Here is a 22,376-nt window from a genome sequence, read left to right as displayed (position 1 = left end):
TGATTTGGTTCGATCAGGCCCTCTCGGCTGCAACTGGAGACGACAGTCCTTGGGTTTCCACGCGATTGATCGCCAGCAACCAGGCAGACCGCTCGAACCGATCCTGACCCGATGACGAGTTATCGCAGGCCTAGTGCCCGCAACATCTCCCGGTCCGGGATCGCAGGCCCCTTGGGTTGGATAACACTCATTCCGTAAGGATTGGAGAATTCCCAGGCCGACCACGGCATCGCGAAACGTTCCGCCTCTCTGCGCACTGCCATGAGATAGCGCAGGCGATCAGCATCGAAAGCTCCCATGCGGCCATCCGCAGACATCAGGATAACGCCGAATTCGCCCACGAACAGGCGTCGGCTCGCTATGCCATGGGCTTCAGCCCAGTCGACCGCCTGACGGAAACCCGCTTCGAGCTGGCTCTGCCCCCAATTCTGCTCAAAGTATCGGGCGATCGTTTCACGCGCCGAGGCCATGTTCATCACCTCTTCGATCTGGCTCAAGCCGGCGGCGTCCATCTGCGCCTTGAGGGTTTCGGCGACCACTTCGGGCGTGCTGGCGTCGGCAGGCCAGGGAAGGCCGGAGGAGAAAGCGTTCTTGTCATCGGCCCGCTGGTGCGTGAAGCTGTGCGGATCATACATGTGGAAGCTGTAATAGACGTTGGGGTCGTCGAAGTTGGGGTCCAGGTTGACCAGTCCGGCGATGCTCCCGCCGCAGGCGCCGGTCGCGACGATGGTGAGTTCGCTGTTGACGGCGCGAATATCGCGAACCGTGCCTGCCATGATCCGCTGCCAGTCATCGCTGCCGCTTGAATCGCAAGGGTAGTAGGCGGGCTCGTTATAGGGCTCGAGGGCGACCTTGTCGGCGCCAATTTTGATCAGCATGGCAGCCACCGCCACTACCATTTTGCGATAGCGGGCAACACCCTCGCTGTCGGCCCCGCCATAGATCATTTCCATGCTGTAAGCCGGAACCTGGCTGACGCCATGCAGATCGAAAACCACCTTGAGCCCGCTTGAAACGACCCGCTGCACCGCAGCGGCAAGCATGTCCAGCGCCTGTTGTCGTTTGGCGCCCTCGCTGGCAAGCAGAGGGCCAGGGTCGACACTCAGCCGGACAAAGTCGAAGCCCATGGATCGAATGCGATCAAACTGGTCGCCGTCCGGCCAATCGGTGAGCGGCCTGCCGCCCGCAAGCCATTCCTTCTCGCTGCGATAGGGCGGCCATTTGTAGGAACCATCTTTCTCCACCGGCGACCAGTTGAGCCATTCATGGACGCCGACGCCGCGCTCAAGCGGGATCGGCGCCGCCTCGGCTGACATAGCCATGCCAAGCGCGCACGCTATGACGTAGACAACTTTTCTCATCGCAAAACTCCGCGTCATGGCCGAAGATATTAACCGCGGGAACGGAAAAGAGGATGCCGCCACACGCTTTTTCGACGGGATGGTGTATGAGGATCAAAATCTTGGCGGAGCGCGGATGAGGGTCGGGTGGTATTTCAACCGATTGCGCAGCATGGAGTTGGCCGAGATATTGCATCGGTTGGACGAGCAGCGCCGGAGGACCGTTTCGCGCCGCCGCGACAACGGCTGGCAGCGCTATGCGTCGCCGCAGTTGCACCCGGTGCTGCACGGATTGCGGAATGCTGTGCCGGCCGCTGCGACACCAGCCCAGCGGCAAGCTATCGAGGCGGCTGCGCAAAACACTCTTCGAGGCCAGTTTTCAGCACTTGGGCAGACCTGGCCACAGCGAGACCCCTATACTCTCTTTCCACCCGAGCTCTGGCGCCTTGATCCGGTGACCGGCCGGCTTTGGCCGGGCTCCAAGACCCATACTTTCGATATCGATTTTCGCCATGCCACCGGCCGTGGCGATGTAAAATATGTTTGGGAAATCAACCGGCTGCAGCAACTGCCGCCACTGGCTGCCCATCTGCTTCTCACCGGCGATGATCAATCCCGTGCGGCCATCGAGGCGGCGATCGAGAGCTGGCATTTCGCCAACCCACCATTTCGGGGCGTTGGCTGGGCCTCCGGCATCGAGGTCGCGCTACGAGCCATCAGCCTGATTGTCACGCTCGACCTCGTCGGCGACCGGCTTGGCGCGGCGACGCGAGAAAAAGTCGGTGAAATACTGGCGGCAAGCGCCTATTGGCTGCCGCGGTTTCCCTCCCGTTTTTCGTCCGCCAACAACCATCTCGTCGCGGAACTGGCTGGCGAATATCTGATCGGTCTGGCTTTCGGGGCCGAGGTGGCTCGCGAGTCGCTCCTGGCTGAGGTGCTCAAACAGATCCTGGCCGATGGCGCCGGGGCCGAGCAGACCCCGACCTACGCCGCCTTCAGTGCCGAACTTTTCCTGCTGTGCGCTGCGGCGGCGCGCCAGGCCGGACTGCCTTTTCCCCAGCCCGTCGAAGCGCGTTTGGCCGCTTTCGCCAATTTCGCAGGCTGGCTCCCGCCGAAAACCAGCGGCTTCGGCGACAATGATGAAGGCCGCGTGATCACGCTGGGGGGCGAAACCGATTATGTCGGATCGGTCGCGGCCGCCATCCGTGGTTTTCTACGGATGCCGGGCAGCGCACCGGAGCCTGGCGATTTTCGTGCGCTTTTCTTCGGCGCGCCACCGCGGCCGGCGCCGGTGCCGAATGGATTGCATACGTTCACGCAAGGCGGGCTCTCCGTCTGGCGCGGCGAGATGAATGGTCGCAACGTCCATCTGACATACGACCACGGCCCGCTGGGCTACCTTTCGATAGCGGCGCACGGTCATGCCGACGCGCTGTCGCTCACCCTGTGCATTGACGGCGATCCGGTGCTGGTCGACCCCGGCACATGGCTCTATGGTTCGGGGGGAGGCTGGCGCGACTGGTTCCGCTCGACGCCGGCGCACAACACGCTGAACCTAGAGGGTAAAAGCCAAAGCATCATCTCCGGGGCGTTCAACTGGTCGCACAAGGCGGTTGCGACATTGGTGGAGAGCGAGCCGGGGCCGCACTGGAGGCTGTGTGCCCGACATGACGGGTACAAAGGCCGCTTCGGCGTTGTGCATCAACGCGCCGTGACACGCGATGGCGACGGCATCCTCGTGACCGACCAACTGCTCGGCGGCAGCCGCGTCGCTGAGATCGTCTTCCAACTCGCCGCCGACCTCCACGCCAACAGGGATGGAAACATTGTCACGATATTGCGCGGCGCTGAACCTTTGATGACTATCCACTTTCCAGACGCAGCGATCCACATCCGTTCCGGCGGCGACACACCGGGCCAGGGCGGCTGGGTTTCGCCGCGTTTTGGTGCAAGGCAGCCAGCCGAACGCCTCGCATGGCGTGGCCAAGTAGGCGAAAAGGGAGTAGTCATCCGGCTCGCGCCAAGTCCGCCGCAGACCCGATAACGGGCAGGTTGCAGGCGCAGCGTTCGACATTAATTACGTTCAGATATTTAGCGGTTTTGACACCGTTGATCTGCTAATTTGGCCATGATTGTTCTGCCAGTCGCATCCCGATACACAGTTGCGGGCAGCATATGATGGGCCTGGCAATATGTGCTTCGCGACGAGCCGGATCGCCATTTCACCACCTAGGAGCCACTGCATCGATGTTTTCGGAATTCGCCAGAGTGATCGTGGAAAAACTCTCACACATCAATCTGCTGACACTCGGTCTCCTGTTGCTCACGGCGCTGGGGAGCGCGGTGGTCGCCTACTGGCGAACGGTCGAACAGAAATCCTTCCGGGACTTTTTCGACTTCGCCTTTCCCGCGGAAGTCATCATGCACCCATCGGCGCGAGCGGACGCATTGTTCTGGATCACGAAAAGGCTGGTGATGCCCTTCCTGCTCATTCCCGCCGGTGTCACCTTCGTTGCCGCCACGGGATATGCAACAAACCAGGCAGTCGGCTGGCTCTTCAGCATCTCGCAACCGCTGATACCCGGCCCCGCCGGCCCAGTGACGATCATCCTCTTCACCGCAACCATGCTCGTTGCTTACGATATCTCCTACTACCTATATCACGTTGCCCAGCACCGTTTTCCGTTCCTGTGGGAATTGCACAAGGTGCATCATTCGGCCGAAGTGATGGTTGGGATCACCAAGGACCGGGTTCACCCCCTGGACGATCTGATGAACCGGATCTGGGACGGCGTCATACCGGGGATCAGTTTCGGCTTGTGGAGCCTGATTGCGCTTAATCCGGTCGAGATCGCCATATTTGGCATCAACGTCTATGTCATTCGCAACATTCTCATGATGGACTTTGTTCGCCACACGCATCTGAAGATTTCCTTCGGCCGGTTGAACGGCGTCATCTTGTGTCCGCACTGGCACCAGGTGCATCACAGTGTCGACCCTCGCCACTACGACAAGAATTTCGGGCTGCTTTTTTCATTCTGGGATCGCATATTCGGAACGCAGTTCATCCCGGATCCGGACGAAGACCTCAAGTTTGGACTGATAGATCGCGACGTACGCGACTATCAGTCGCTTTTCGGACTTTACGTGCTGCCGCTCAAGAAAATGGCAAACCATATCATGCGACTTTTTCAAAAGCGCATCGATGTCGCGCAGCCGCAGGACCGTCTCCAACCATGAACAAAATGGCTTCGATTGACGCTGTTGGTGCGGAGCGACTGGAAATCGTCAGTTCGACGGATCGCCTGGCCGCCATCGAAGCCGAATGGGTAGACCTATGGCATCGTACCCATGCACTGATCTTTCAGAGCCATGCCTGGGTTTCGGCATGGTGGAGCACCGTGCGTGACCGCGACCGGCGCTCGCTGCGGATCGGCCTGGTATGGAGCGATGACAGGCTGGTCGCTGTCATTCCCCTGGCGATCGGCAGACGAAAAGGACTTCGGCTCCTCGAATGGGCCGCCAATAGCTATACGGACTATGGTGATATTCTTGTCGCGCCGGAATGCTCCCTATCGGCCCTCCAGAACCTCTGGAACCGGATCTGTTCGGCGGGTGGCTTCGATCTTGCTTTTATCAATCGTCTGTCGCCGGATGCGGGAGCCCGCAGGATTTTTACACCGGGCTCTTCCAGCGGCGTCAAGCTTCGCGCCAATCACCGGGAGGAAGTCAGTTATCGCGTCGCTGGACAGTGGGCCAGCGGAGCAGCGTGGCTGGCGGACCAGCCGAAAAAGATGCGCCAGAACTATCGGCGCGGCATCAAGATACTGGAGGAAACAGGCGAAGCGAAATTCCGCCTCCTGTCGGCCGACGAGCCGCTGCAGCCATTGCTGGAGCGACTGTCGGCGCTGAAGCGCAGATGGCTGGAAAAGCACACGCGTGAATCCGACCTTTTCGAAGAGGGCGAGCCGGTTCTTGCCGCCCTGGTGGACGCGCTGTCACGCGCAGGTGTGCTGCGCATTTTCGTACTTGAATGCAATGGTGCGATGGTCGCGGTTTCCATCAACATCGTCCAGCACAACGTCATGATGGCATTCGTTACCACCTACGACCCTGATTTTAGCCGAGCGTCGCCGGGTGCGGTCCTGATTACGGAGTATATACAGTGGTCGTTTGATCACGGCTTGGGATTGGTCGATTTCCTCTGTGGCGGAGAGGCCTTCAAACATAGGTTTGCAACACAGGCCGTTACCCTCCAATCGGTTCTTGGGGCACGCACTGTGCAGGGCGCGCTCGCTTCTCTCGCTGATCGTATCTGTCAGACGATCCGCGTACGCACACGCGGATTGGCGTCGGCGAATCCAGAGCGCCCGCCCGATGAGACTGCTTAATTTAGCTGGATAACTCGGGCATAAGCCGCCGAGCGTTGAGGGCTTGGCGTGCGACATGGGCGCGCCATTCGAAAATCCGCGTCTATTGCGCCTCGGAATCGGGACCGAATGTGGTCCGCAGGTGGAGGCTTCAGCCAATTCTCGCAAATCACGTCTCTCAAGGCGCAGTTTGTCGTCTGCGAAGCGTCGCAACACGTTCGTTGGGGTCACAACGGTAGCAGGCTAGGTCCTGAAAATCATTGAAGATTTTTTCGGACAGGGCGCCTACCATAGGTCCGCGTTTTACTGTGATTTCAACAGCTTAGGTAGGCTGGTAGCGGGAGAGGGACTTGAACCCCCGACCCCAGGATTATGATTCCCGTGCTCTAACCAACTGAGCTACCCCGCCAGGGCGGCGAAAGGCCCGAAATCCGCCTTAAATCGAAAGGCATTTCGAGGCGTTCGCCAAGGTCGCGCGGATATAAGGTTGGGAGGGCGAGCCTGTCAAGCATCGATGCGCGAGGGGCGCCGGCATATTGTCGCCGGTAAAAGCTTTGCCGGGCTGGCATCTCCGGTAAGCCACCGGGGTTGAGTTCGACGGGGCACGCCGCTATGTCTCGGCCAAGAAATTAGAGTTTGAAGCTGATGAAGCCGCGCATTGCAGTCCTCGGTTGCGGATACTGGGGCAGCAACCACATCCGCACCCTCAAGGCGCTCGGCGCGCTGCATGCGGTTTCCGATGCCAATCGGGCGCGGGCCGAAGGCTTTGCCAGCGAGCAGGACTGCCTGGCGATCGAGCCCGACCAGCTGTTCGTGCGTGATGATATCGACGCCATCGTCATGGCGCTGCCGCCGCAGTTCCATGCCGATCTTGCCGTGCGCGCCGCTGAGGCCGGCAAGGACGTGCTGGTGGAAAAGCCGATTGCGTTGACCGTGCCCGACGCCGAGCGCGCCGTGCAGGCGGCCAGGGACAATGGCCGCGTGTTCATGGTCGGCCATGTCTTGCGCTTCCATCCCGCCTTCGAGACGCTGAAGGCGCTGATCGACAATGGCGAGCTCGGCGAGGTTCGCTACATCCACTCGCACCGGCTCGGCCTCGGCAAATTCCACACCGAGAACGACGCACTGTGGGATCTGGCGCCGCACGATCTGTCGATGATCCTGGCCATCACCGGCACCGAGCCGATCGACGTCAGGGGCGAGGGGGCCGCACTCCTCGACAATCTCAGCGATTTCGCGCATCTGCACATGCGTTTTCCCAATGGCTTGCGCAGCCATCTCTTCACCTCGCGGCTCAATCCCTATCGCGAGCGGCGGCTGACCGTGGTCGGCACCAAGGCAATGGCGGTGTTCGACGATGTCGAGCCATGGGAGCGCAAGCTGGCCGTCTACCGCCACGCGGTGTGGCAGGACAGCGGCCAGTGGGCCTTCACCACCAACGAGCCGTCCTATGTCGCGGTCGGCCAGGGGATGCCGCTGACGCGCGAGCTCGAGCACTTCATCCAGTGTATCGAGACGCGGGCCGAGCCGCGCACCAGCGGCGAGGAAGCCATCAGGGTGCTGCGCATCCTGACGGCGGGTACAGTCACGCACACAAAGTCCTGAGACCGTTTCGAAACCCTGCTCTTAAGGCAGATCGAAACCAAACTGCCTCCGAGAGGGTAGTGTTTACTCTGCGGGAATCTGCGCCGGCCTGGCTGCGAGCCGGCTGAGCATGGCTTCGGCCTCGGCGCCGCGCTCGGAGCGCTCGATGAAGCCGCCGCCGAAAACGCGGGCTTCGTTGCCGTCGTCGGAATAGAGCACGCAGGCCTGTCCCGGCGCGATGCCGGACTCGCCGTCGACCAGTTCGACAAAGGTGCTGCCGGCGCGGTGATGCAGCACGGCCGGGCGCGGCGGCCGCGTCGAGCGGACCTTGGCGAACAGCTCCATGCCGGCGGCCGGAATGTCGGACAGCGCGCGATCGCCCAGCCAGTTCATGTTGCGCAGATAGATCTTGTGGGTCTCCAGCGCCTCGCGCGGGCCGACGATGACACGGGCCCGGTCGGCGTCGAGATGGACGACGTAAAGCGGCTCGCCCGAGGCGATGCCGATGCCGCGGCGCTGGCCGATCGTATAGCGCAGGATGCCGTCATGGCGACCGAGCACGCGGCCGTCGATATGGACGATGTCGCCTGGGTTGGCGGCAGCTGGCTTCAGCTTGGCGATGATGTCGGAATATTTGCCCTGCGGCACGAAGCAGATGTCCTGACTGTCCTGCTTGGCGGCAACGGTCAGCCCCATTTCTTCGGCGATGGCCCGCACCGCAGGCTTGGACAGCCCACCCAGCGGAAAGCGCAGATAGTCGATCTGCGCCTGCGTGGTGGCAAACAGGAAATAGCTCTGGTCGCGGTCGGCATCGACGGGCCGGAATAGCGCGCGGTGGGCGCCATTGGCCCCGGAGCGGATATAGTGGCCGGTGGCGAGCGCATCGGCGCCAAGGTCCTTGGCGGTGGCCAAAAGGTCGGCGAACTTCACCGTCTGATTGCAAGAGACGCACGGAATGGGCGTTTCGCCGGCGACGTAGCTTTCGGCAAACGGGTCGATGACCGCCTTACGGAAGCGCTCCTCATAGTCGAGCACGTAATGCGGAATGCCCAGTGTCTCGGAAACGCGGCGGGCATCGTCAATGTCCTGGCCGGCGCAGCACGACCCGGCCCGGTGCGTTGCGGCGCCATGGTCGTAGAGCTGCAGCGTGACGCCGACGACATCATAGCCTTCGCGCTTCAAAAGGCCGGCAACGACAGACGAATCCACACCGCCCGACATGGCGACGACGATGCGGGTGTTTTGCGGGCTGGCGGGAAGGTCGAGGCTGTTCATGGTTCTTTCGTTCTGCGCGGCGCTTCAATGGCAGTGGCGCGAATATAGGTCAACCACACCAGCGGCGCCAGCTTTGCGGCGGTGCCGATTTTGCGGGAAAATTGCGCGCCTGCCCGCCGTTGCCTCAAATGCCGACGAAAAGACTAACGCGGCGTTCATGATCCTTACCTACTCATTAGGGTTCGCTTAGGCAATTTTTAAAGCTGTGGCGGTAATGTGGTGGGGATTGGGTCTTTGAGTTTTTAGTAGAGAGTACGATGACCGATCTTGTTAGACCGCGAGTCAAATATGTTATTGGGCCTGACGGCAGCCCTCTTACGATTGCCGATCTTCCGCCGACGAATACACGTCGCTGGGTTATCCGGCGCAAGGCGGAAGTGGTTGCTGCGGTGCGCGGCGGGCTTTTGAGCCTCGACGAGGCATGCCAGCGCTACAAGCTGACCACCGAGGAATTCCTGTCCTGGCAAGCGTCGATCGACGAATACGGCCTTGCCGGGCTGCGCACGACGCGCATCCAGCAATACCGGCACTAGAGCCAGGACCACAATAGAAAAGGGCGCGGTAACCGCGCCCTTTTGCCTGTCGGTAATGCCTGCTGCTTCAGACCGTCAGCACCACCTTGCCGATCGGCCTGGTGGCGAGAAAAGCGTGCGCGGCGCTCGCCTGTTCGAGCGGAAAGCTCTTTGCCACATGGACCGCAAGCTTTCCCGCATCGACCAGTTTGCCAAGTTCGACGAGGCCTTCACGGTCGGGCACGACGGACATGCGCTCGACGCGGATCCCACGCGCAGCAGCCTTGGCTCGGGTGGTGTCGTGGACATTGAGCAGCGACACCAAGGCGCCACCGTCCTTCAGGACTGTCAGCGATTGGTCGGCATGGTCGCCGCCCATCGGCTCCAGCACCAGGTCGACGTCGCTGACCTCGGCGGTGAAATCTCCCTTGATGTAGTCGATCACTTCATCGGCGCCGAGCGAGCGGGCGAAATCGAGTTTCTTCGGGCTGGCGGTGGCGATGACATAAGCGCCGCGCGCCTTGGCGATCTGCACCGCCAGATGCCCGACGCCGCCTGCCGCGGCATGGATCAACACGCGCTGGCCGCGCTTCAGGCCGCCATGGCGGACAAGGCCTTGCCAGGCGGTCAGACCGGCCAGCGGCAGCGCGCCGGCATGATTGTGGTCAATGCCTTGCGGTTTCGGTGCGATTTCATCGGCCGGGGCGACAGCGAGTTCCGCATAGGCCGCGGCCTGCTTGGGAAAACGCGGCATGCCGAACACGGCGTCACCGACCTTGAGGCCTCCATCGACGCCTGGGCCCACCGCCTCGACCGTGCCTGAAATATCCCAGCCCAAAGTGAAGGGCGGTTCGCCCAGCAAAGGATAGTAACCGGCGCGCACCGAGCCATCGACCGGATTGATGCCGGCGGCATGCACGCGCACGAGCACTTCGCCTGACTTGGGCGAGGGCGCGGGGCGATCGGCGATGACGAGGACGTCGGGTCCGCCGACTGAATTCTGGACAACGGCACGCATGGGAGGCTCCTGCTGGGGTTTTCTGAGCCACTATCATTTCGATAGTAACATTCCCTTGTCCAGTATGTACCTTTTCCATATATAGGCACCTCATGGATAGTGATAATGATTGCGGCTCCGGCTATGACGCCTTCCAGCGGACGTGTCCTTCGCACGCCGTGCTCGAGATGCTGGCCAGCAAATGGGTCTATCTGACGGTTTGTGCGCTGCGCCGTGGCCGGATGCGCAATGGGGAACTGGCGCGTAAGCTCGACGGCATCACACCCAAAATGCTGACGCAGACCCTGCGCGTCCTCGAGCGCGACGGGCTGGTGCGGCGCGAAATCTTTCCGGTGATCCCGCCGCGGGTCGAATATGAATTGACCGAACTTGGCCAGAACTTGGCGGGGCTGCTCACCCAGATACGCTCCTGGTCGGAAGAGCATGTGCCTGACATCAAGCAAGCGCGGGCGAGGGCGGCGGCGAACCAGGACGGGGATTTGGCACGGGCCTGAGGCTGCGGCCGCCTTGCGGCCAAGTCAGCAGCGCTGGAGCCTTTTGGTCCGGAGCAAGAAGATCGGCGTCAGGCGGCGCCGGTCGGGCTCAAACCCTGCCGTCAGCCGATCATGGCGCTGCGACCGCCGAGTTCCGCGTCGCGGATCTTGGTGTCGCGCGATTCCAGCATCTCGGCCTTGGAAAGCTCCGCTTCAGCTTCGCCGAGTAATGATTCGGCAGCGCTTCGCTGCTGGGCGAGGTCGCTTTGAGAGTTTCTGAGGTTATCACGGCGCAGACGCGCCGCCTTGGCGAAGGTCGGATAGGCAAAATGATTGATGTCGGTGATGCCGGCCTTCTTCTCCTCGGCGGTGATCTGAAGCTCCAGTTCAACGGCCATGCGCTCGAACTCGGCGATCATCATGTCGAGCTGCAGCAGCTGCCGCCGCTTCTCATTCACCTGAAATTGCTTCAGCCGAACGAGGTTTTCACGTGACTTCATGATTCGGTACTCCCGGAAACGCACACCTGCACATATCGTCCAATCCGCCCGCCAGGGCCTGGCGCCGCCCGTATCCACCGGCATTCCCCGAACTATGGGAAACAAATCCCTAAAGTTTTTTGCCGGCGGTAACCATTCGTTTACGCGCATTGTTAATCATAAGGGCGAGGACTTAAGGCCGGGTAAAAATTCCGGCTCCCGATACGGAAGCCGGCCAGCGAGTCCCTTGAGTCACTTAGTCCGACTTATTAATGTGTAGCATTAGCGATTTGGTTCTGTGATTCATCATTAGATTCAAGAGGGTGTAGAAAGGGGTTAAAAAATCTGGTACCGTCCTTGGTGCGGAATTAGGTTTTGTTAACCATTCGATGGCAGCCTCTGTTCAGGCAATCACTGCTCCGGTCCCGGATGGGTCGTGACATGGTCCGGCGGCAGAAAAGGGGAATGAAATGCGCGTTCTGCTGATAGAAGACGACAGTGCAACCGCTCAGAGCATCGAGCTGATGCTCAAATCTGAAAGTTTTAATGTTTACACGACCGACCTCGGCGAAGAAGGTGTCGATCTCGGTAAACTTTATGATTACGATATCATTCTTCTCGACCTCAACCTTCCCGATATGTCCGGCTACGAAGTCTTGCGGACACTTCGCCTGTCCAAGGTGAAGACGCCGATCCTGATCCTGTCCGGCATGGCCGGTATAGAGGACAAGGTGCGCGGCCTGGGCTTCGGCGCCGACGACTATATGACCAAGCCGTTCCACAAGGACGAACTGGTCGCCCGCATTCATGCCATCGTGCGCCGTTCCAAGGGCCATGCCCAGTCGGTCATCACCACCGGCGACCTGGTGGTCAATCTCGACGCCAAGACCGTCGAAGTCGGCGGCCAGCGCGTGCATCTGACCGGCAAGGAATACCAGATGCTGGAGTTGCTCTCGCTGCGCAAGGGCACCACGCTGACCAAGGAAATGTTCCTCAACCACCTTTATGGCGGCATGGACGAACCGGAACTGAAGATCATCGACGTCTTCATTTGCAAGCTGCGCAAGAAGCTCGACGCAGCATCCGGTGGGCAGAACTACATCGAGACGGTCTGGGGTCGCGGCTATGTGCTGCGCGAGCCGGAAGACATCCGCGTCAGCGCCTGAGCGAACACCATCCGATTGAATTTAATGAGAAAACCCGGCTCAGGCCGGGTTTTTTGCTGTCCTTCTTGGCCGAGGACGTGCCGAGTCAGGCGGCAACCTTCAAGGTACGAAAACGTTCGAGCAGTTGCGGCCGGTTGAACGGCTTCAACAGATAACCCTGGGCGCCGGCGCGCTTTGCCTTCATGATCGAGGCAACATCGACCTCGACCAGTGAGATCAGAATCTGCGGTTTGATCGTGCTCTCCATGGCGCGAACCTGGCGAATGACGTCGACCGCTTGCATGTCCGGCAGGGCGCCGTCGACGACAATCACATCAGGCATCTCGGCAGCGCACATCTCGACAGCATCAAGTCCAGTTGCCGCTTCGATCACCACCATGTCGGAGCCGCCAAGAATCCGTTTTGCAACCTTTCTGATGACGCTCGAATCGTCGACAAACATGCAGCGCTTCATTTCCGGGTCCTCTTTGCCATGGTGCGAACCGGCGGCATCCGGGTATCGGGATGCACACTAGGCCAATCTGGTAAAGAAGCAGAAAAGCCGTTAGGTAAAGTTTTTACAAACATGTCGTTTGCAGCCCCATTCTGCAGGGGCGTTGCCGGCGATGAAACTTGCCTGTTCTGAATTGCCGCAAATATCAGCGGGAAAAGATACTTGATTGTTCTTGATGCTCGGCGTCCTGCCGAACGGCTTCGCTCAGGCCGCGGACAGCACGATCTCTTCGGCGGTCGCGTGAATCGAGATCGTCATGTTGGCCTCACGCGCCAGCAGCAGCGTGTAGTAGGGCTGGACGGTATGGGCGTCGATAGGCTCCTCGGGCTTGTTGCCGGAATGGAGTTCGAGGAATTTCGGCGGCACGCGCAGCATCGGGCCGCTTGCGGCAAGCGCAAAGCGCGGCTCGGTGTCGAGGTTTTCCAGCGTGACCACCAATCTGCCGCCGCGCGGGATGGCAGCATTGGCGACGAGCAGCAAATTGAGCAGCAACTTGACCTTGTTCTTGGGCAGCAGGGCGCGAACCCCGTTCCAGATCAATTCCGGCTTCTCGTTCTTCAGGAAGGCGATGGCGACGGACTCGGCATCGCCGGTGTCGATCATCATGCCGGCCGAACCGGCGGCGCCGAAGGCGATGCGAGCGAATTGCAGGCGGGCCGAAGCGTTTCTGGCGCTCTGCCGGATCAGTTTCATGGCGTCTTCGTCGGCGCCGCCCTCGTCCAGGAGTTCAAGGCCGTTGTTGATGGCGCCGACCGGCGAAATGATGTCGTGGCAGACTCGGCTGCACAACAAGGCTGCGAGATCGGGTGCGGAGAGAGAGAAAAGCTCAGCCATCGGCGAAAAATCCCTGCTAAAATTCACATCCTGGTGGCCGCGCGACCGACTGCCACGCTCACCACCCGAATCACGCTCTCTCCCCAGGCATTCTGAATACACAGCGCCCGAGCGTGCAGCAACAATCCACAATTCTCGTGAGAAAAAACGGCATCTTTGCACAGGATGGGAGCCCGCGCAGACAGTCAGAAACAGCCTTCGAACCGCCATGTTCATGTGGGAGGTTAATGGTTGAAAAAGGATTACGGCATAGTTTGCCCGTAACAGTCATCCTTAACGGCCGCCTAAAGAGCCGGACGGGGTGCGAGGCGTCGGCGAAAGTGCTCCCTGACGGAGATTGGAAGCATGGTTTCCCGATTCTACGACCGGACGTTTGTCCGCGTCTTCTTCATGGCGATTGCCCTCATGGGCGCTCTCGCTTTCTCAACCTCTGCGTCGCGGGCACAGGAATACACCGCTCAGGAGATCGTCGATTCCGGTCACAAGTTCTTCGGCGCGACGTCGGGCGGTCTCGCCACCGTCGTCGAGAAGATTTTTGCCTCCTACGGCCTGCCCAATGGCTATCTGCTCGGCGAAGAGGGCTCCGGCGCGCTGATCGGCGGCCTTACCTATGGCGAAGGTACGCTCTACACCAAGAATGCCGGCGACCATAAGGTGTTCTGGCAAGGGCCTTCGCTCGGCTGGGATTTCGGCGGCGAGGGATCGCGGGTGATGATGCTCGTCTATAACCTCGACGACGTCAGCAATCTCTACAATCGGTTCGGCGGCGTTGCCGGTTCGGCCTATGTCGTGGCCGGCGTCGGCTTCAACGTGCTGCAGAACAACAGGGTGCTGCTGGTGCCGATCCGCACCGGCGTCGGCGCGCGGCTTGGCGTCAATCTCGGCTATCTGAAGCTGACGCAGAGGCCGACCTGGAATCCTTTCTGAGCGATTCCGACCACACTTCGACCCGATCAACAGATTCTGACCCGGTGCAGCTGCGGCAAACCCTTGCCGCAGCGCTGGATTTGCGTCATGCGAACATGGCAAAGTCCAGACTTGGCGGTTGCCGGATAGCGGCCCGCCCGTAACGGGTAGTCACCTTGGTTCAGTCGATCCTGTTCTTCGCCCTCGGCTTTCTGTGCGCAGGCTTTCTGGCGCTGCTGGTCGCGCCGGCCATCTGGCGGCGGGCGGTCGCGCTGACACGCAAGCGTGTCGAGGCGTCGGTGCCGCGAACGCTGGCCGAGATCCAGGCCGACAAGGACAGCTTGCGGGCCGAGTTCGCCATGACGACGCGCCGGCTCGAAATCAGCATCAAGACGCTGCGTGAGCAGGCGAATGAGCAACTCGTCGAAATCAATCGCGGCCGCGAGGCGCTGAAGGGCCTGGCGGTCGAGCGCAAAGACAAGAAGCAGGCGCTTTCGGAGCTCGGGGAAAAAAACGAATTGCTGCTGCATCGCGAGCAGCAGATACAACAGCTGTCGGACAGGCTTGCACAAACAGAGCGCATGATGGAAAAGCGCGCGCTCGAGCTGGAAAAGCTCGAGCATATGTACGACGACGCGTCCTTCTCCTCCAGCAATCGTCAGATCGAACTGGTGGCTCGCGAATCCGAGCTGGAAAAACTTGCCAACGACATTTCAGTGCTGCGCGGCCAGCGCAAGGAGGCCGACAGGCGCCATCAGGAAGTCGTCGCCGAGGCCAAGGCCACGCGCGATGCCTTGAAGGCCGAAAAGAAAAGAACCGCTGATCTCGACAGAAAGCTCGAGCGTCTGCTCGCCACGCTTGCCGATCGCGAGGACAAGCTCGATCGCCGCGAAAAGGAACTGGCCCGGCTTCGCGAACGGGTGAAGGGCGAGGCTGCGGGAGGCGCCGCGGCTGCTGGCCTAGTTGGTGCGCAAGACAGCGCCCGCGCCAGGAACGAGGACATCGACAAGACGCTCGCCAAGCTCGAAGGCGACCGAGAGCGGCTCGAAGCCAGGCTGACGACGCTGGCCCGCGAAAACAAGCGGATGAAGGCGGAGCTTGGCGGTTCTGGATCCGCGAAGCCCGGGAATGGCCCCGGCAATGGCAATGATGCCGGTTCTGCCTTGCGCGAACAGATGAACAATCTGGCGGCTGAGGTCGTCCATTTGACGGCCAAGCTCGAAGGACCCGGTTCACCGATCGCCAAGGCGCTGGCGGCGCCGCAGGAAACGCGGTCGGGAACCACCAGCCTCGCCGATCGCGTGCGGGCGTTGCAGAAGGCAGATTTGCCGAGCTGAGTTTCAAGCCCCGGCTTGGAATTGCCTGACTACGCCTATCAGGGCGAAAAATGGTGCAGCGCAATGGCTGACGCGGCAGCGACATTCAGGCTGTCGAACCCTTCCGACATCGCGATCCGCACCGTCCGCAGGCGGGCAAGCAGGCTCTCCGGGAGGCCCTCGCCTTCGGTGCCGAGATAGAGCGCCAGTCGTTTCGGTCGCGCGGCATCACGAATGTCAGCCTCACCACGCGGCGACAAAGCGACCTGGCCGAAGCCCAACTCGCCGAGCTTCGCGATGAAAGCTTCAGTGTCGCCGAAGGACGCAAAGGGCACCTTCAACGCGGCGCCGACGGAGACGCGGATCGCCTTGCGATACAGTGGGTCGCAACAGGTGGCGTCGACGAAGACGGCATCGGCGCCGAAGGCGGCGGCATTGCGGAAGATCGATCCGATATTGTCATGGTTGGCGATGCCGATGAGAACGACGATCAACGCTTCGGCAGGCAAGGTGTCGAGCAAGGCCTCGGCGGGCTGTGGCGTGCCCTTGCTGCCGATCGCCAATATACCGCGATGCATGTGGAAGCCGGCGATCCTGTCCATGACGGCGCTTGCCGCAACGTAGACCGGCAGGTCGGCAGGGGCCTTGCGCAGGATGTCGTGGAGCCCGGCCAGCCGGTTTTCGAGGACCAGGACCGACTCCGCAGCAAAGCGTCCGGCTGACAGCAGGACGTCCAGCACCACCTTGCCTTCGGCAACGAACCGGCCATGGCGGCCGGTGAGATCGCGCTCGCGGATGTCGAGATAGGCGGCGACCCGCGGATCGCGCGCGTCGTCGATCTGGATCGGATCCATCAATACCTCGGCCGGCGAAAAATCGTCAGCGAGGTAAGGAGCGATCGGAGCCGCCAGTCAAGCCCTGCAGGTCAAGTCCCGGCGCGGCGCAGACGCGTTGCCATCTGGGACAAGTCGCCTATCCCGAAAATGCCGTCCAGCATGCGCAACAGTTCGCGCACCGCTTCGGACTTGCAGGAATAGTAGATCATCTGCCGGTCGCGGCGGGTCTCGACAAGATCGAGCGCCCTGAGCTTGGCCAGATGTTGCGACAAAGCGGACTGGCTGAGCATCACCTTTTCGGCGATGGCGCCGACCGACATTTCACCGTCGGCCAGATAGCTCATGATCAAGAGCCGCTTTTCGTTGCCCATAAGGGTCAGAAATGTCGCCGCCGATTCGGCATTGGCGATTAGTTTGGTCGAGACCATCGATGCCCCATGTTTTCCTGCTCATCCAAACGCTATGGGGGCAAATAGCGTTGGCTGCTATAATTCAGCTATGGATCACGCTGCTGATTCAGCGTCGCCTGAATCGTAGATGATTTCGCCCAAATCTCAAGACGTGCTTTTGATTCATGACGATTATCCTTGCGTAGCTGGCGCACGACCGGCTTTGGCCATGTCGACCAGAACCGGCCGCAGGTCGCGCGCGGTCTTCAATGGCTGCGGAAAATAGACCCTGCAAACGGTGTCGCCCGATGCCAGGTCCATGCCATCGGCATCGAAGCCGGTCATGGTCCAACCATCACCTTCAACCCTGGCGAAATGATGGGCATAGACGGCGATGGCGTCGAGATGGTCGGCATTCATGTGGTCGAGAGCGGATTGTTCGCTGGCGGCCAGCTCGTCGACGATCAACCCCTCGGTGATGAGATCGGCACGGTCGAGCAGGTAGGCCTTGCCGAAGCCGCCATTCAGCCTGGCGCGCTCCGGCTCGAGGCGAAAGATCGAGAAATCGCCGAGCCCGGCATAGAGCTTTGCCTTGGGATTGCGGTTGAGATAGCGCCGCTCGGCGCGGGCATGCGCGCTCGACCCGCGTTCCAGCGGCTGCGCCCGGCAGACCAGCGTTATCCTGGGATGCGCCAGCGGATCGCCCTTGCCGGGTTCGCCGACAAGCAGCGAGCAGCGCGGCTCGGCAAGGATGGCGCCGGTATGGGCTGACAGCGCCGAGACAAGGATCAGAGGCGTGCCATCGATGTCGGTGGCGACTCCGACCCTGGAGGCCAGCGGTGCGCCGGTCGACGGCTCGATCACCGCGAAGGCGCCGAACCGGGCGCTGCGGATCAGCGTTGCGGCCAGCCTGATCGCCTCGGCGTCCGTCGCGCGTATGACGTCCTTCTTCGGCTGGTCCAAAATGCTCACCAGGTAAGTTGATTTTCTAAATCCAGTTATTGGCCAATCATGCCGGCTTTGACAAGCGCTTTGATCTCGGCTGTCGAAAAGCCGAAGCGCGCCAGCACAGTCTGGGGCAGCTGATCGTCATCTTCAGGCATGCCGGCAAGCGCCGGCTGCGAGGCCGAGAAGCGTGGCGCGGGCGCGGGGCGCTCGAGCGCACCGGCTTTCACAAATGCGTGACGCGCCCGGTTGTGCGGATGATCCCTGGCTTCGGCCAGCGACAGAACCGGCGCCACGCAGGCGTCGCTTGCGGCAAACAGCGCGTCCCAGTCGTCGCGTGTCTTCTGCCGGAACCTGTCGGCAATGGCCGCGCGCATGTCCGGCCACAACGCCTTGTCGTATTGGCCGCGGACAAAATCCTCGCCGAGCGGCAGCAGCCTTGCGAAGGCGGCGAAGAAGCGCGGCTCAAGGCAACCGACCGCAACGTGGCGTGCATCCGCCGTCTCATAGCTATCGTAGAAGGGCGCACCGGAATCGAGCAGGTTGGCGCCGCGCCGGTCACTCCACAGACCTGCCGACATGAAGGCGTGTATGGGAGCCGCCAGCATCGAAGCGCCCTCGACCATCGCCGCGTCGATCACCTGGCCTTTGCCGGAGCGCGAGCGCTCGAACAGCGCTGCAAGCACCCCGGCGATCAGCATCATGGCGCCGCCGCCATTGTCGGCGATCAGATTCAGCGGCGGCACCGGCCGGCCTTCCTCCCGGCCGATGGCATGCAACACACCGGAATAGGCGAGGTAGGTGATGTCGTGGCCGGCGCGACCTGCGAGCGGCCCGTCCTGGCCGAAGCCGGTCATGCGGCCGTAAATCAGCGCCGGATTGCGCGCCAATGCAGCATCCGGGCCGAGACCGAGCCGCTCCATCACACCGGGGCGAAAGCCTTCGACAAACAGATCGGCCTTTTCGACAAGGTGCAGCAGCAGTTCCGTGCCTTTTGCCTGCTTGAGGTCGACGCGCAGGATGGAGCGGCCGTGACGGTCGAGATTGTACGCATCGGAGAGCGGCAGCAGGGGTTGGTCCGAACCGGTGCGCTCGATGCGCAGCACCTCGGCGCCCATGTCCGACAGCATCAGCCCCGCCAGCGGCACCGGGCCAAGCCCAGCCATCTCGATGACTTTCAGGCCGGCCAGCGGACCGGTCTTCACTGCGCCGGCCGCCATGGCCGTCTATTTCGGCGCCATGCGGATTGCCCCATCGAGGCGGATGGTTTCGCCGTTCAGCATCTGGTTTTCGACGATATGCAGGGCGAGCGCGGCATATTCGGACGGCTCGCCGAGGCGGGACGGGAAGGGCACGGCCGCGCCGAGCGAATCCTGCACCTCCTGCGGCATGCCGGCCATCATTGGCGTCTTGAAGATGCCGGGCGCGATGGTGCAGACGCGAATGCCGGAGCGCGCCAGGTCGCGGGCAACCGGCAGCGTCATGCCGACGACGCCGCCCTTGGATGCGGCATAGGCGGCCTGGCCGATCTGGCCATCATAAGCGGCCACCGACGCGGTGTTGACGATGACGCCGCGCTCGCCGCCCTGCAGCGGTTCGAGTTTGGCGGCACGGTCGGCGACGAGGCGGATCATGTTGAAGGTGCCGATCAAATTGATCTCGATCACCTTGCGGTACTGGTCGAGCGGATGTGGACCATCCTTGCCGATCGTCTTCACGCCGATGGCAATGCCCGCGCAATTGACCAGGATGCGCGCTGGCCCAAGTCTCTTTTCCACCTCGGTGACCGCGGCCGCACCGCCGTCGGCGCTGCTCACATCGCACTGGATGGCGGCGCCGCCAATGTCGCCCGCCACCTTCGATGCCCGGTCGATGCCGATATCGAAAATGGCGACGCGCGCGCCCTTGTCGGCCAGCGCGCGGGCGGTTGCCTCGCCGAGGCCGGAGCCGCCGCCGGTTACGATCGCAATCTGGCCGTTCGGGTTCATGCTGCATGCTCCGTGCTGTTCCGGGTCATGCTACGGAGGTCGCCGCCATGGTGCAACCTGACCAATGGGGATCCATCGCGACCGGTGCCGTGACCGATCCTGGAGCTCAGGCCATCACTGGTGCCTGCTCCGCGATCCTGGCAAGGCTGGCATGGCCGACCTCGCCGGAGAGCCGCGCCACGGCACCGGGCACGATCTCGTGCGACAGCAGCCGGTCGAGGTCGACCGGGCGCGGCATGGAGATCTGGCCGCGGGGGATCTTTCTGAAGCCGAGCGGGCCGTAATAAGGCTCGTCGCCGACAAGGATCACCGCCGGCGCGCCGGCCTTGGCGGCCGCCTCCAGCGCGATCGCCACGAGCCGGCGGCCGATGCCGAGATTTTTGAAGGCGGGCCGCACGGCAAGCGGCCCGAGCATCAGCGCGCGGCCGGCGCCGGCGGCGATGCGGGTCATGCGCACCGAAGCAATGACGATGTCGCCATCCATGGCGACAAAGGACAGCGAGCGCTCGTGGCCGCCGGTCTCGCGGATCTTGTAGGCGGCCAGCACGAAACGGCCGGGGCCAAAGGCTTCGTCGTTGATGGCTTCGATTTCGGGATCATGCGCCGGAGTTTCCGGCAGGTATTTCACGTCGGCAAGGCTCATGGTCTTCGCGGTCCGATAAAGAGGAAAGGTTGCTGCAAGCGGCAGCGTTCGCCAGTCAGCGCTTTCTAAGCGCGGGCGCCCTTTCGTCGTCGGTCAAACCGGATCAAGCCAAGATCGAACATGCGGAGTGTCCGCTAGCATCAATTTCCGGCGGCTGCAATCGGCTGTTTTCATCCGGCGTTTCATACGAGTGACGCTCTGTTCAGCAGATGACGGCTTCGGCATTGCCGCCTTGCGACTACATTGGCCAAGGCACGCAAGGAGATTTCGTATGGGATTGCTGGTCGAAGGCAAATGGCAGGGCCGTCCGGCCAATGTCGATAGCAGCGGCAGGTTCATCCGCGCCGAGACGCAGTGGCGTGACTGGATCACGCGCGACGGCGCGCCGGCGCAAGGTCGTACGCGCGGCTTCAAGGCCGAGCCCGGACGCTACCATCTTTATGTCTCGCTCGCCTGTCCGTGGGCGCACCGCACGCTGATCTTTCGCGCGCTGAAGAAGCTAGAAGACATCATCCCGGTTTCAGTCGTGCATCATTTCCTCGGTGCTGAGGGCTGGACGTTTTTGGCCGAGGATGGCGCCACCGGCGACACGCTCTACGGCCTCGACTTCCTGCACCAAATCTACACCAAGGCCGATCCAGCCTATTCGGGCCGGGTTTCGGTGCCGGTGCTGTGGGACAAGAAGGAAGAGACCATCGTCTCCAATGAATCCGCCGAAATCATCCGCATGCTCAATTCGGCCTTCGACGAGTGGGGCGATGCCGCTCTCGATTCCTATCCGCCAGGCCTGCGCGGCGAGATCGACAAGGTCAATGCGCTGGTCTTTCCAGCCGTCAACAACGGCGTCTACCGTGCCGGCTTTGCCACCACGCAAGCGGCCTATGAAGAGGCGTTCGGCGAGCTGTTCGCGGCGCTCGACACGCTGGAGGGCCGACTGTCAAAACAGCGCTATCTCACTGGCGAGCGTGTCACCGAGGCCGATTGGCGGCTGTTCACCACGCTGGTGCGTTTCGACCCGGTCTATTTCGGCCATTTCAAATGCAATCTGCGCCGTATAGCCGACTATCCGAACCTTTCGAACTATCTGCGTGACCTCTACCAGGTGCCTGGTATCGCCGGCACGGTGAACCTGCACCACATCAAAATGCACTATTACGGCAGCCACGAGAGCATCAACCCGACGCGCATCGTGCCGGTCGGGCCTGGGCTCGACTATGGCGCGCCGCACGACCGGGCGCGGTTCAGGCAGGCGGCGTGAGCATCGGATTGACAGCCTACCAGTACGGCGATACCGGCTGGCCTTCAAAAACCTCGGCAAGCCGCCGCAGCGTCGCCGGCGTCGTGCCATGCGGCAAGCGGTCGAGCGGAAAGAAGCCTGCTTCGGCGATCTCGTGGTCCGGCAGTTTCGGCGCGGTCTGGTTGAAGGTTTCGATGAGATAGAGGCCGACATGGTCGCGGCGGCTGGAGCGGCGGTTGAAATGCATCGATTTCAGCACCGGCTGGGCTGTCAGCGCGATGTTGCCTTCCTCGGCCAGTTCGCGCACCAGCGCCTCACCGAGCGTCTCGCCGACTTCGACGCCCCCGCCCGGCAATTGCCAGCCGGGAACGTAGGTGTGGCGGATGAGGAAGACAGTGTTCGAGGCGCGATCGTGGATCAGGCCGCGCACGCCCAGCGTCATCGGCCGCCGCAGCAGGAAATAGAGATGGAACAGCCTTGCCCTGAGGCCTGCCCAACCGGTCTGGCGAAACGCCTGCTCCGGGTCCGATATAGCCATGACTAGCGAAACCGTGGATGGGCAGGAAACAGTG

At 61.8% G+C, this 22,376-nt stretch carries 23 protein-coding genes and 1 tRNA gene; 10 read left to right on the top strand and 14 right to left on the bottom strand.

The features are described 5' to 3' along the window. Window positions 1–119: 119 nt before the first annotated feature. On the bottom strand, window positions 120–1,361 hold the full coding sequence (locus X727_RS161860; RefSeq protein ID WP_031203845.1) for a cellulase family glycosylhydrolase: 1,242 nt from the start codon (window positions 1,359–1,361) through the stop codon (window positions 120–122). A 16-nt stretch (window positions 1,362–1,377) separates the two neighbouring features. On the opposite strand from X727_RS161860, the gene X727_RS161865 reads away from it, so the two are divergent. The 3 genes from X727_RS161865 (at window position 1,378) to X727_RS161875 (ending at window position 5,731) form a co-directional block, all read left to right on the top strand. Then, window positions 1,378–3,384, top strand: a complete 2,007-nt coding sequence (locus X727_RS161865) for a heparinase II/III-family protein (protein WP_023833540.1) — start codon at window positions 1,378–1,380, stop codon at window positions 3,382–3,384. A gap of 203 nt (window positions 3,385–3,587) precedes the next feature. Then, window positions 3,588–4,580, top strand: a complete 993-nt coding sequence (locus X727_RS161870) for a sterol desaturase family protein (protein ID WP_023820700.1) — start codon at window positions 3,588–3,590, stop codon at window positions 4,578–4,580. Then, window positions 4,577–5,731 carry a GNAT family N-acetyltransferase gene (locus X727_RS161875; protein WP_023833539.1) on the top strand — a complete coding sequence of 385 codons (1,155 nt, stop codon included), beginning with the start codon at window positions 4,577–4,579 and terminating at the stop codon, window positions 5,729–5,731. Before X727_RS161870 ends, X727_RS161875 begins: the two co-directional genes overlap by 4 nt. Before the next feature lie 311 nt (window positions 5,732–6,042). Here X727_RS161875 and X727_RS161880 read toward each other — a convergent pair. Next, a tRNA-Met gene (locus X727_RS161880) sits at window positions 6,043–6,119 on the bottom strand. 236 nt (window positions 6,120–6,355) lie between these two features. Here X727_RS161880 and X727_RS161885 point away from each other — a divergent pair. Then, window positions 6,356–7,315 carry a Gfo/Idh/MocA family oxidoreductase gene (locus X727_RS161885; protein WP_023699712.1) on the top strand — a complete coding sequence of 320 codons (960 nt, stop codon included), beginning with the start codon at window positions 6,356–6,358 and terminating at the stop codon, window positions 7,313–7,315. Between the two features lie 63 nt (window positions 7,316–7,378). Here X727_RS161885 and mnmA read toward each other — a convergent pair whose 3' ends face one another. Next, a complete protein-coding gene (gene mnmA / locus X727_RS161890; RefSeq protein ID WP_023683624.1) occupies window positions 7,379–8,569 on the bottom strand; it encodes a tRNA 2-thiouridine(34) synthase MnmA in 1,191 nt (396 codons plus the stop codon). A gap of 257 nt (window positions 8,570–8,826) precedes the next feature. Between mnmA and X727_RS161895 the strand changes: the two genes are divergently transcribed. After that, complete coding sequence (locus X727_RS161895) at window positions 8,827–9,102, top strand: DUF1153 domain-containing protein (protein WP_013529904.1); 276 nt, start codon at window positions 8,827–8,829, stop codon at window positions 9,100–9,102. A gap of 67 nt (window positions 9,103–9,169) precedes the next feature. On the opposite strand, the gene X727_RS161900 is transcribed toward X727_RS161895, so the two are convergent. Then, window positions 9,170–10,099 (bottom strand): NADP-dependent oxidoreductase, encoded by a 930-nt coding sequence (locus X727_RS161900; protein WP_023833538.1) that lies wholly within the window; start codon window positions 10,097–10,099, stop codon window positions 9,170–9,172. A gap of 92 nt (window positions 10,100–10,191) precedes the next feature. Between X727_RS161900 and X727_RS161905 the strand changes: the two genes are divergently transcribed. Next, entirely contained in the window at window positions 10,192–10,593 is a 402-nt protein-coding gene (locus tag X727_RS161905; RefSeq protein ID WP_023725005.1) for a helix-turn-helix domain-containing protein, read from the top strand. A gap of 101 nt (window positions 10,594–10,694) precedes the next feature. On the opposite strand, the gene X727_RS161910 is transcribed toward X727_RS161905, so the two are convergent. Continuing rightward, on the bottom strand, window positions 10,695–11,072 hold the full coding sequence (locus X727_RS161910; RefSeq protein ID WP_023669945.1) for a flagellar export protein FliJ: 378 nt from the start codon (window positions 11,070–11,072) through the stop codon (window positions 10,695–10,697). Between the two features lie 449 nt (window positions 11,073–11,521). On the opposite strand from X727_RS161910, the gene ctrA reads away from it, so the two are divergent. Continuing rightward, on the top strand, window positions 11,522–12,217 hold the full coding sequence (gene ctrA, locus X727_RS161915; protein WP_006203583.1) for a cell cycle two-component system response regulator CtrA: 696 nt from the start codon (window positions 11,522–11,524) through the stop codon (window positions 12,215–12,217). 85 nt (window positions 12,218–12,302) lie between these two features. On the opposite strand, the gene X727_RS161920 is transcribed toward ctrA, so the two are convergent. Both X727_RS161920 and X727_RS161925 read right to left on the bottom strand, forming a co-directional pair. Continuing rightward, window positions 12,303–12,671 carry a response regulator gene (locus X727_RS161920; RefSeq protein ID WP_023669946.1) on the bottom strand — a complete coding sequence of 123 codons (369 nt, stop codon included), beginning with the start codon at window positions 12,669–12,671 and terminating at the stop codon, window positions 12,303–12,305. A gap of 243 nt (window positions 12,672–12,914) precedes the next feature. Then, window positions 12,915–13,544, bottom strand: coding sequence for a histidine phosphotransferase family protein (locus tag X727_RS161925; RefSeq protein ID WP_023669947.1), 630 nt, complete (start codon window positions 13,542–13,544; stop codon window positions 12,915–12,917). A gap of 390 nt (window positions 13,545–13,934) precedes the next feature. On the opposite strand from X727_RS161925, the gene X727_RS161930 reads away from it, so the two are divergent. Together X727_RS161930 and X727_RS161935 are read left to right on the top strand one after the other, a co-directional pair. Further along, entirely contained in the window at window positions 13,935–14,471 is a 537-nt protein-coding gene (locus X727_RS161930) for an EipA family protein (RefSeq protein WP_245259859.1), read from the top strand. Between the two features lie 155 nt (window positions 14,472–14,626). Continuing rightward, window positions 14,627–15,787, top strand: a complete 1,161-nt coding sequence (locus tag X727_RS161935) for a hypothetical protein (RefSeq protein WP_023737769.1) — start codon at window positions 14,627–14,629, stop codon at window positions 15,785–15,787. Between the two features lie 38 nt (window positions 15,788–15,825). Here X727_RS161935 and X727_RS161940 read toward each other — a convergent pair whose 3' ends face one another. The 6 genes from X727_RS161940 to X727_RS161965 all read right to left on the bottom strand — a co-directional run bounded on the left by X727_RS161940 (window position 15,826) and on the right by X727_RS161965 (window position 20,567). After that, entirely contained in the window at window positions 15,826–16,620 is a 795-nt protein-coding gene (locus X727_RS161940; protein ID WP_023737770.1) for an RNA methyltransferase, read from the bottom strand. Between the two features lie 71 nt (window positions 16,621–16,691). Further along, window positions 16,692–17,030: a metalloregulator ArsR/SmtB family transcription factor gene (locus tag X727_RS161945; RefSeq protein ID WP_023669951.1), complete on the bottom strand. Its 339-nt coding sequence runs from the start codon at window positions 17,028–17,030 to the stop codon at window positions 16,692–16,694. A gap of 153 nt (window positions 17,031–17,183) precedes the next feature. Continuing rightward, entirely contained in the window at window positions 17,184–17,954 is a 771-nt protein-coding gene (locus tag X727_RS161950) for a HugZ family protein (protein WP_023705952.1), read from the bottom strand. Window positions 17,955–17,989: 35 nt separating this feature from the next. After that, entirely contained in the window at window positions 17,990–19,156 is a 1,167-nt protein-coding gene (locus tag X727_RS161955; RefSeq protein WP_023705951.1) for a CaiB/BaiF CoA-transferase family protein, read from the bottom strand. Between the two features lie 6 nt (window positions 19,157–19,162). Next, complete coding sequence (locus X727_RS161960) at window positions 19,163–19,924, bottom strand: 3-hydroxyacyl-CoA dehydrogenase (protein WP_023833537.1); 762 nt, start codon at window positions 19,922–19,924, stop codon at window positions 19,163–19,165. Window positions 19,925–20,030: 106 nt separating this feature from the next. Then, a complete protein-coding gene (locus tag X727_RS161965; protein WP_023669955.1) occupies window positions 20,031–20,567 on the bottom strand; it encodes an N-acetyltransferase in 537 nt (178 codons plus the stop codon). A 271-nt stretch (window positions 20,568–20,838) separates the two neighbouring features. Here X727_RS161965 and X727_RS161970 point away from each other — a divergent pair, with 271 nt between their 5' ends. Further along, complete coding sequence (locus tag X727_RS161970; RefSeq protein WP_023705949.1) at window positions 20,839–21,825, top strand: glutathione S-transferase family protein; 987 nt, start codon at window positions 20,839–20,841, stop codon at window positions 21,823–21,825. 16 nt (window positions 21,826–21,841) lie between these two features. Here the strand turns inward: X727_RS161970 and X727_RS161975 are convergent, their stop codons facing one another. Then, a complete protein-coding gene (locus X727_RS161975) occupies window positions 21,842–22,342 on the bottom strand; it encodes an NUDIX domain-containing protein (RefSeq protein WP_031195895.1) in 501 nt (166 codons plus the stop codon). Window positions 22,343–22,376 lie beyond the last annotated feature (34 nt).

Origin of the sequence: Mesorhizobium sp. L103C105A0, assembly GCF_000502215.1 — a bacterium.
Taxonomy (GTDB): domain Bacteria; phylum Pseudomonadota; class Alphaproteobacteria; order Rhizobiales; family Rhizobiaceae; genus Mesorhizobium.
Note: the sequence above shows the minus strand (reverse complement) of the source record. Positions and strands in the feature narration are given on the sequence as shown.

Excerpts from the sequence above, each read along its gene's own strand:
- X727_RS161860 (WP_031203845.1), bottom strand. The coding sequence starts at position 1,361 with ATGAGAAAAGTTGTCTACGTCATAGCGTGCGCGCTTGGCATGGCTATG.
- X727_RS161865 (WP_023833540.1), top strand. The coding sequence starts at position 1,378 with ATGGCCGAAGATATTAACCGCGGGAACGGAAAAGAGGATGCCGCCACA.
- X727_RS161870 (WP_023820700.1), top strand. The coding sequence starts at position 3,588 with ATGTTTTCGGAATTCGCCAGAGTGATCGTGGAAAAACTCTCACACATC.
- X727_RS161875 (WP_023833539.1), top strand. The coding sequence starts at position 4,577 with ATGAACAAAATGGCTTCGATTGACGCTGTTGGTGCGGAGCGACTGGAA.
- X727_RS161885 (WP_023699712.1), top strand. The coding sequence starts at position 6,356 with ATGAAGCCGCGCATTGCAGTCCTCGGTTGCGGATACTGGGGCAGCAAC.
- mnmA (WP_023683624.1), bottom strand. The coding sequence starts at position 8,569 with ATGAACAGCCTCGACCTTCCCGCCAGCCCGCAAAACACCCGCATCGTC.
- X727_RS161895 (WP_013529904.1), top strand. The coding sequence starts at position 8,827 with ATGACCGATCTTGTTAGACCGCGAGTCAAATATGTTATTGGGCCTGAC.
- X727_RS161900 (WP_023833538.1), bottom strand. The coding sequence starts at position 10,099 with ATGCGTGCCGTTGTCCAGAATTCAGTCGGCGGACCCGACGTCCTCGTC.
- X727_RS161905 (WP_023725005.1), top strand. The coding sequence starts at position 10,192 with ATGGATAGTGATAATGATTGCGGCTCCGGCTATGACGCCTTCCAGCGG.
- X727_RS161910 (WP_023669945.1), bottom strand. The coding sequence starts at position 11,072 with ATGAAGTCACGTGAAAACCTCGTTCGGCTGAAGCAATTTCAGGTGAAT.
- ctrA (WP_006203583.1), top strand. The coding sequence starts at position 11,522 with ATGCGCGTTCTGCTGATAGAAGACGACAGTGCAACCGCTCAGAGCATC.
- X727_RS161920 (WP_023669946.1), bottom strand. The coding sequence starts at position 12,671 with ATGAAGCGCTGCATGTTTGTCGACGATTCGAGCGTCATCAGAAAGGTT.
- X727_RS161925 (WP_023669947.1), bottom strand. The coding sequence starts at position 13,544 with ATGGCTGAGCTTTTCTCTCTCTCCGCACCCGATCTCGCAGCCTTGTTG.
- X727_RS161930 (WP_245259859.1), top strand. The coding sequence starts at position 13,935 with ATGGCGATTGCCCTCATGGGCGCTCTCGCTTTCTCAACCTCTGCGTCG.
- X727_RS161940 (WP_023737770.1), bottom strand. The coding sequence starts at position 16,620 with ATGGATCCGATCCAGATCGACGACGCGCGCGATCCGCGGGTCGCCGCC.
- X727_RS161945 (WP_023669951.1), bottom strand. The coding sequence starts at position 17,030 with ATGGTCTCGACCAAACTAATCGCCAATGCCGAATCGGCGGCGACATTT.
- X727_RS161955 (WP_023705951.1), bottom strand. The coding sequence starts at position 19,156 with ATGGCGGCCGGCGCAGTGAAGACCGGTCCGCTGGCCGGCCTGAAAGTC.
- X727_RS161960 (WP_023833537.1), bottom strand. The coding sequence starts at position 19,924 with ATGAACCCGAACGGCCAGATTGCGATCGTAACCGGCGGCGGCTCCGGC.
- X727_RS161965 (WP_023669955.1), bottom strand. The coding sequence starts at position 20,567 with ATGAGCCTTGCCGACGTGAAATACCTGCCGGAAACTCCGGCGCATGAT.
- X727_RS161970 (WP_023705949.1), top strand. The coding sequence starts at position 20,839 with ATGGGATTGCTGGTCGAAGGCAAATGGCAGGGCCGTCCGGCCAATGTC.
- X727_RS161975 (WP_031195895.1), bottom strand. The coding sequence starts at position 22,342 with ATGGCTATATCGGACCCGGAGCAGGCGTTTCGCCAGACCGGTTGGGCA.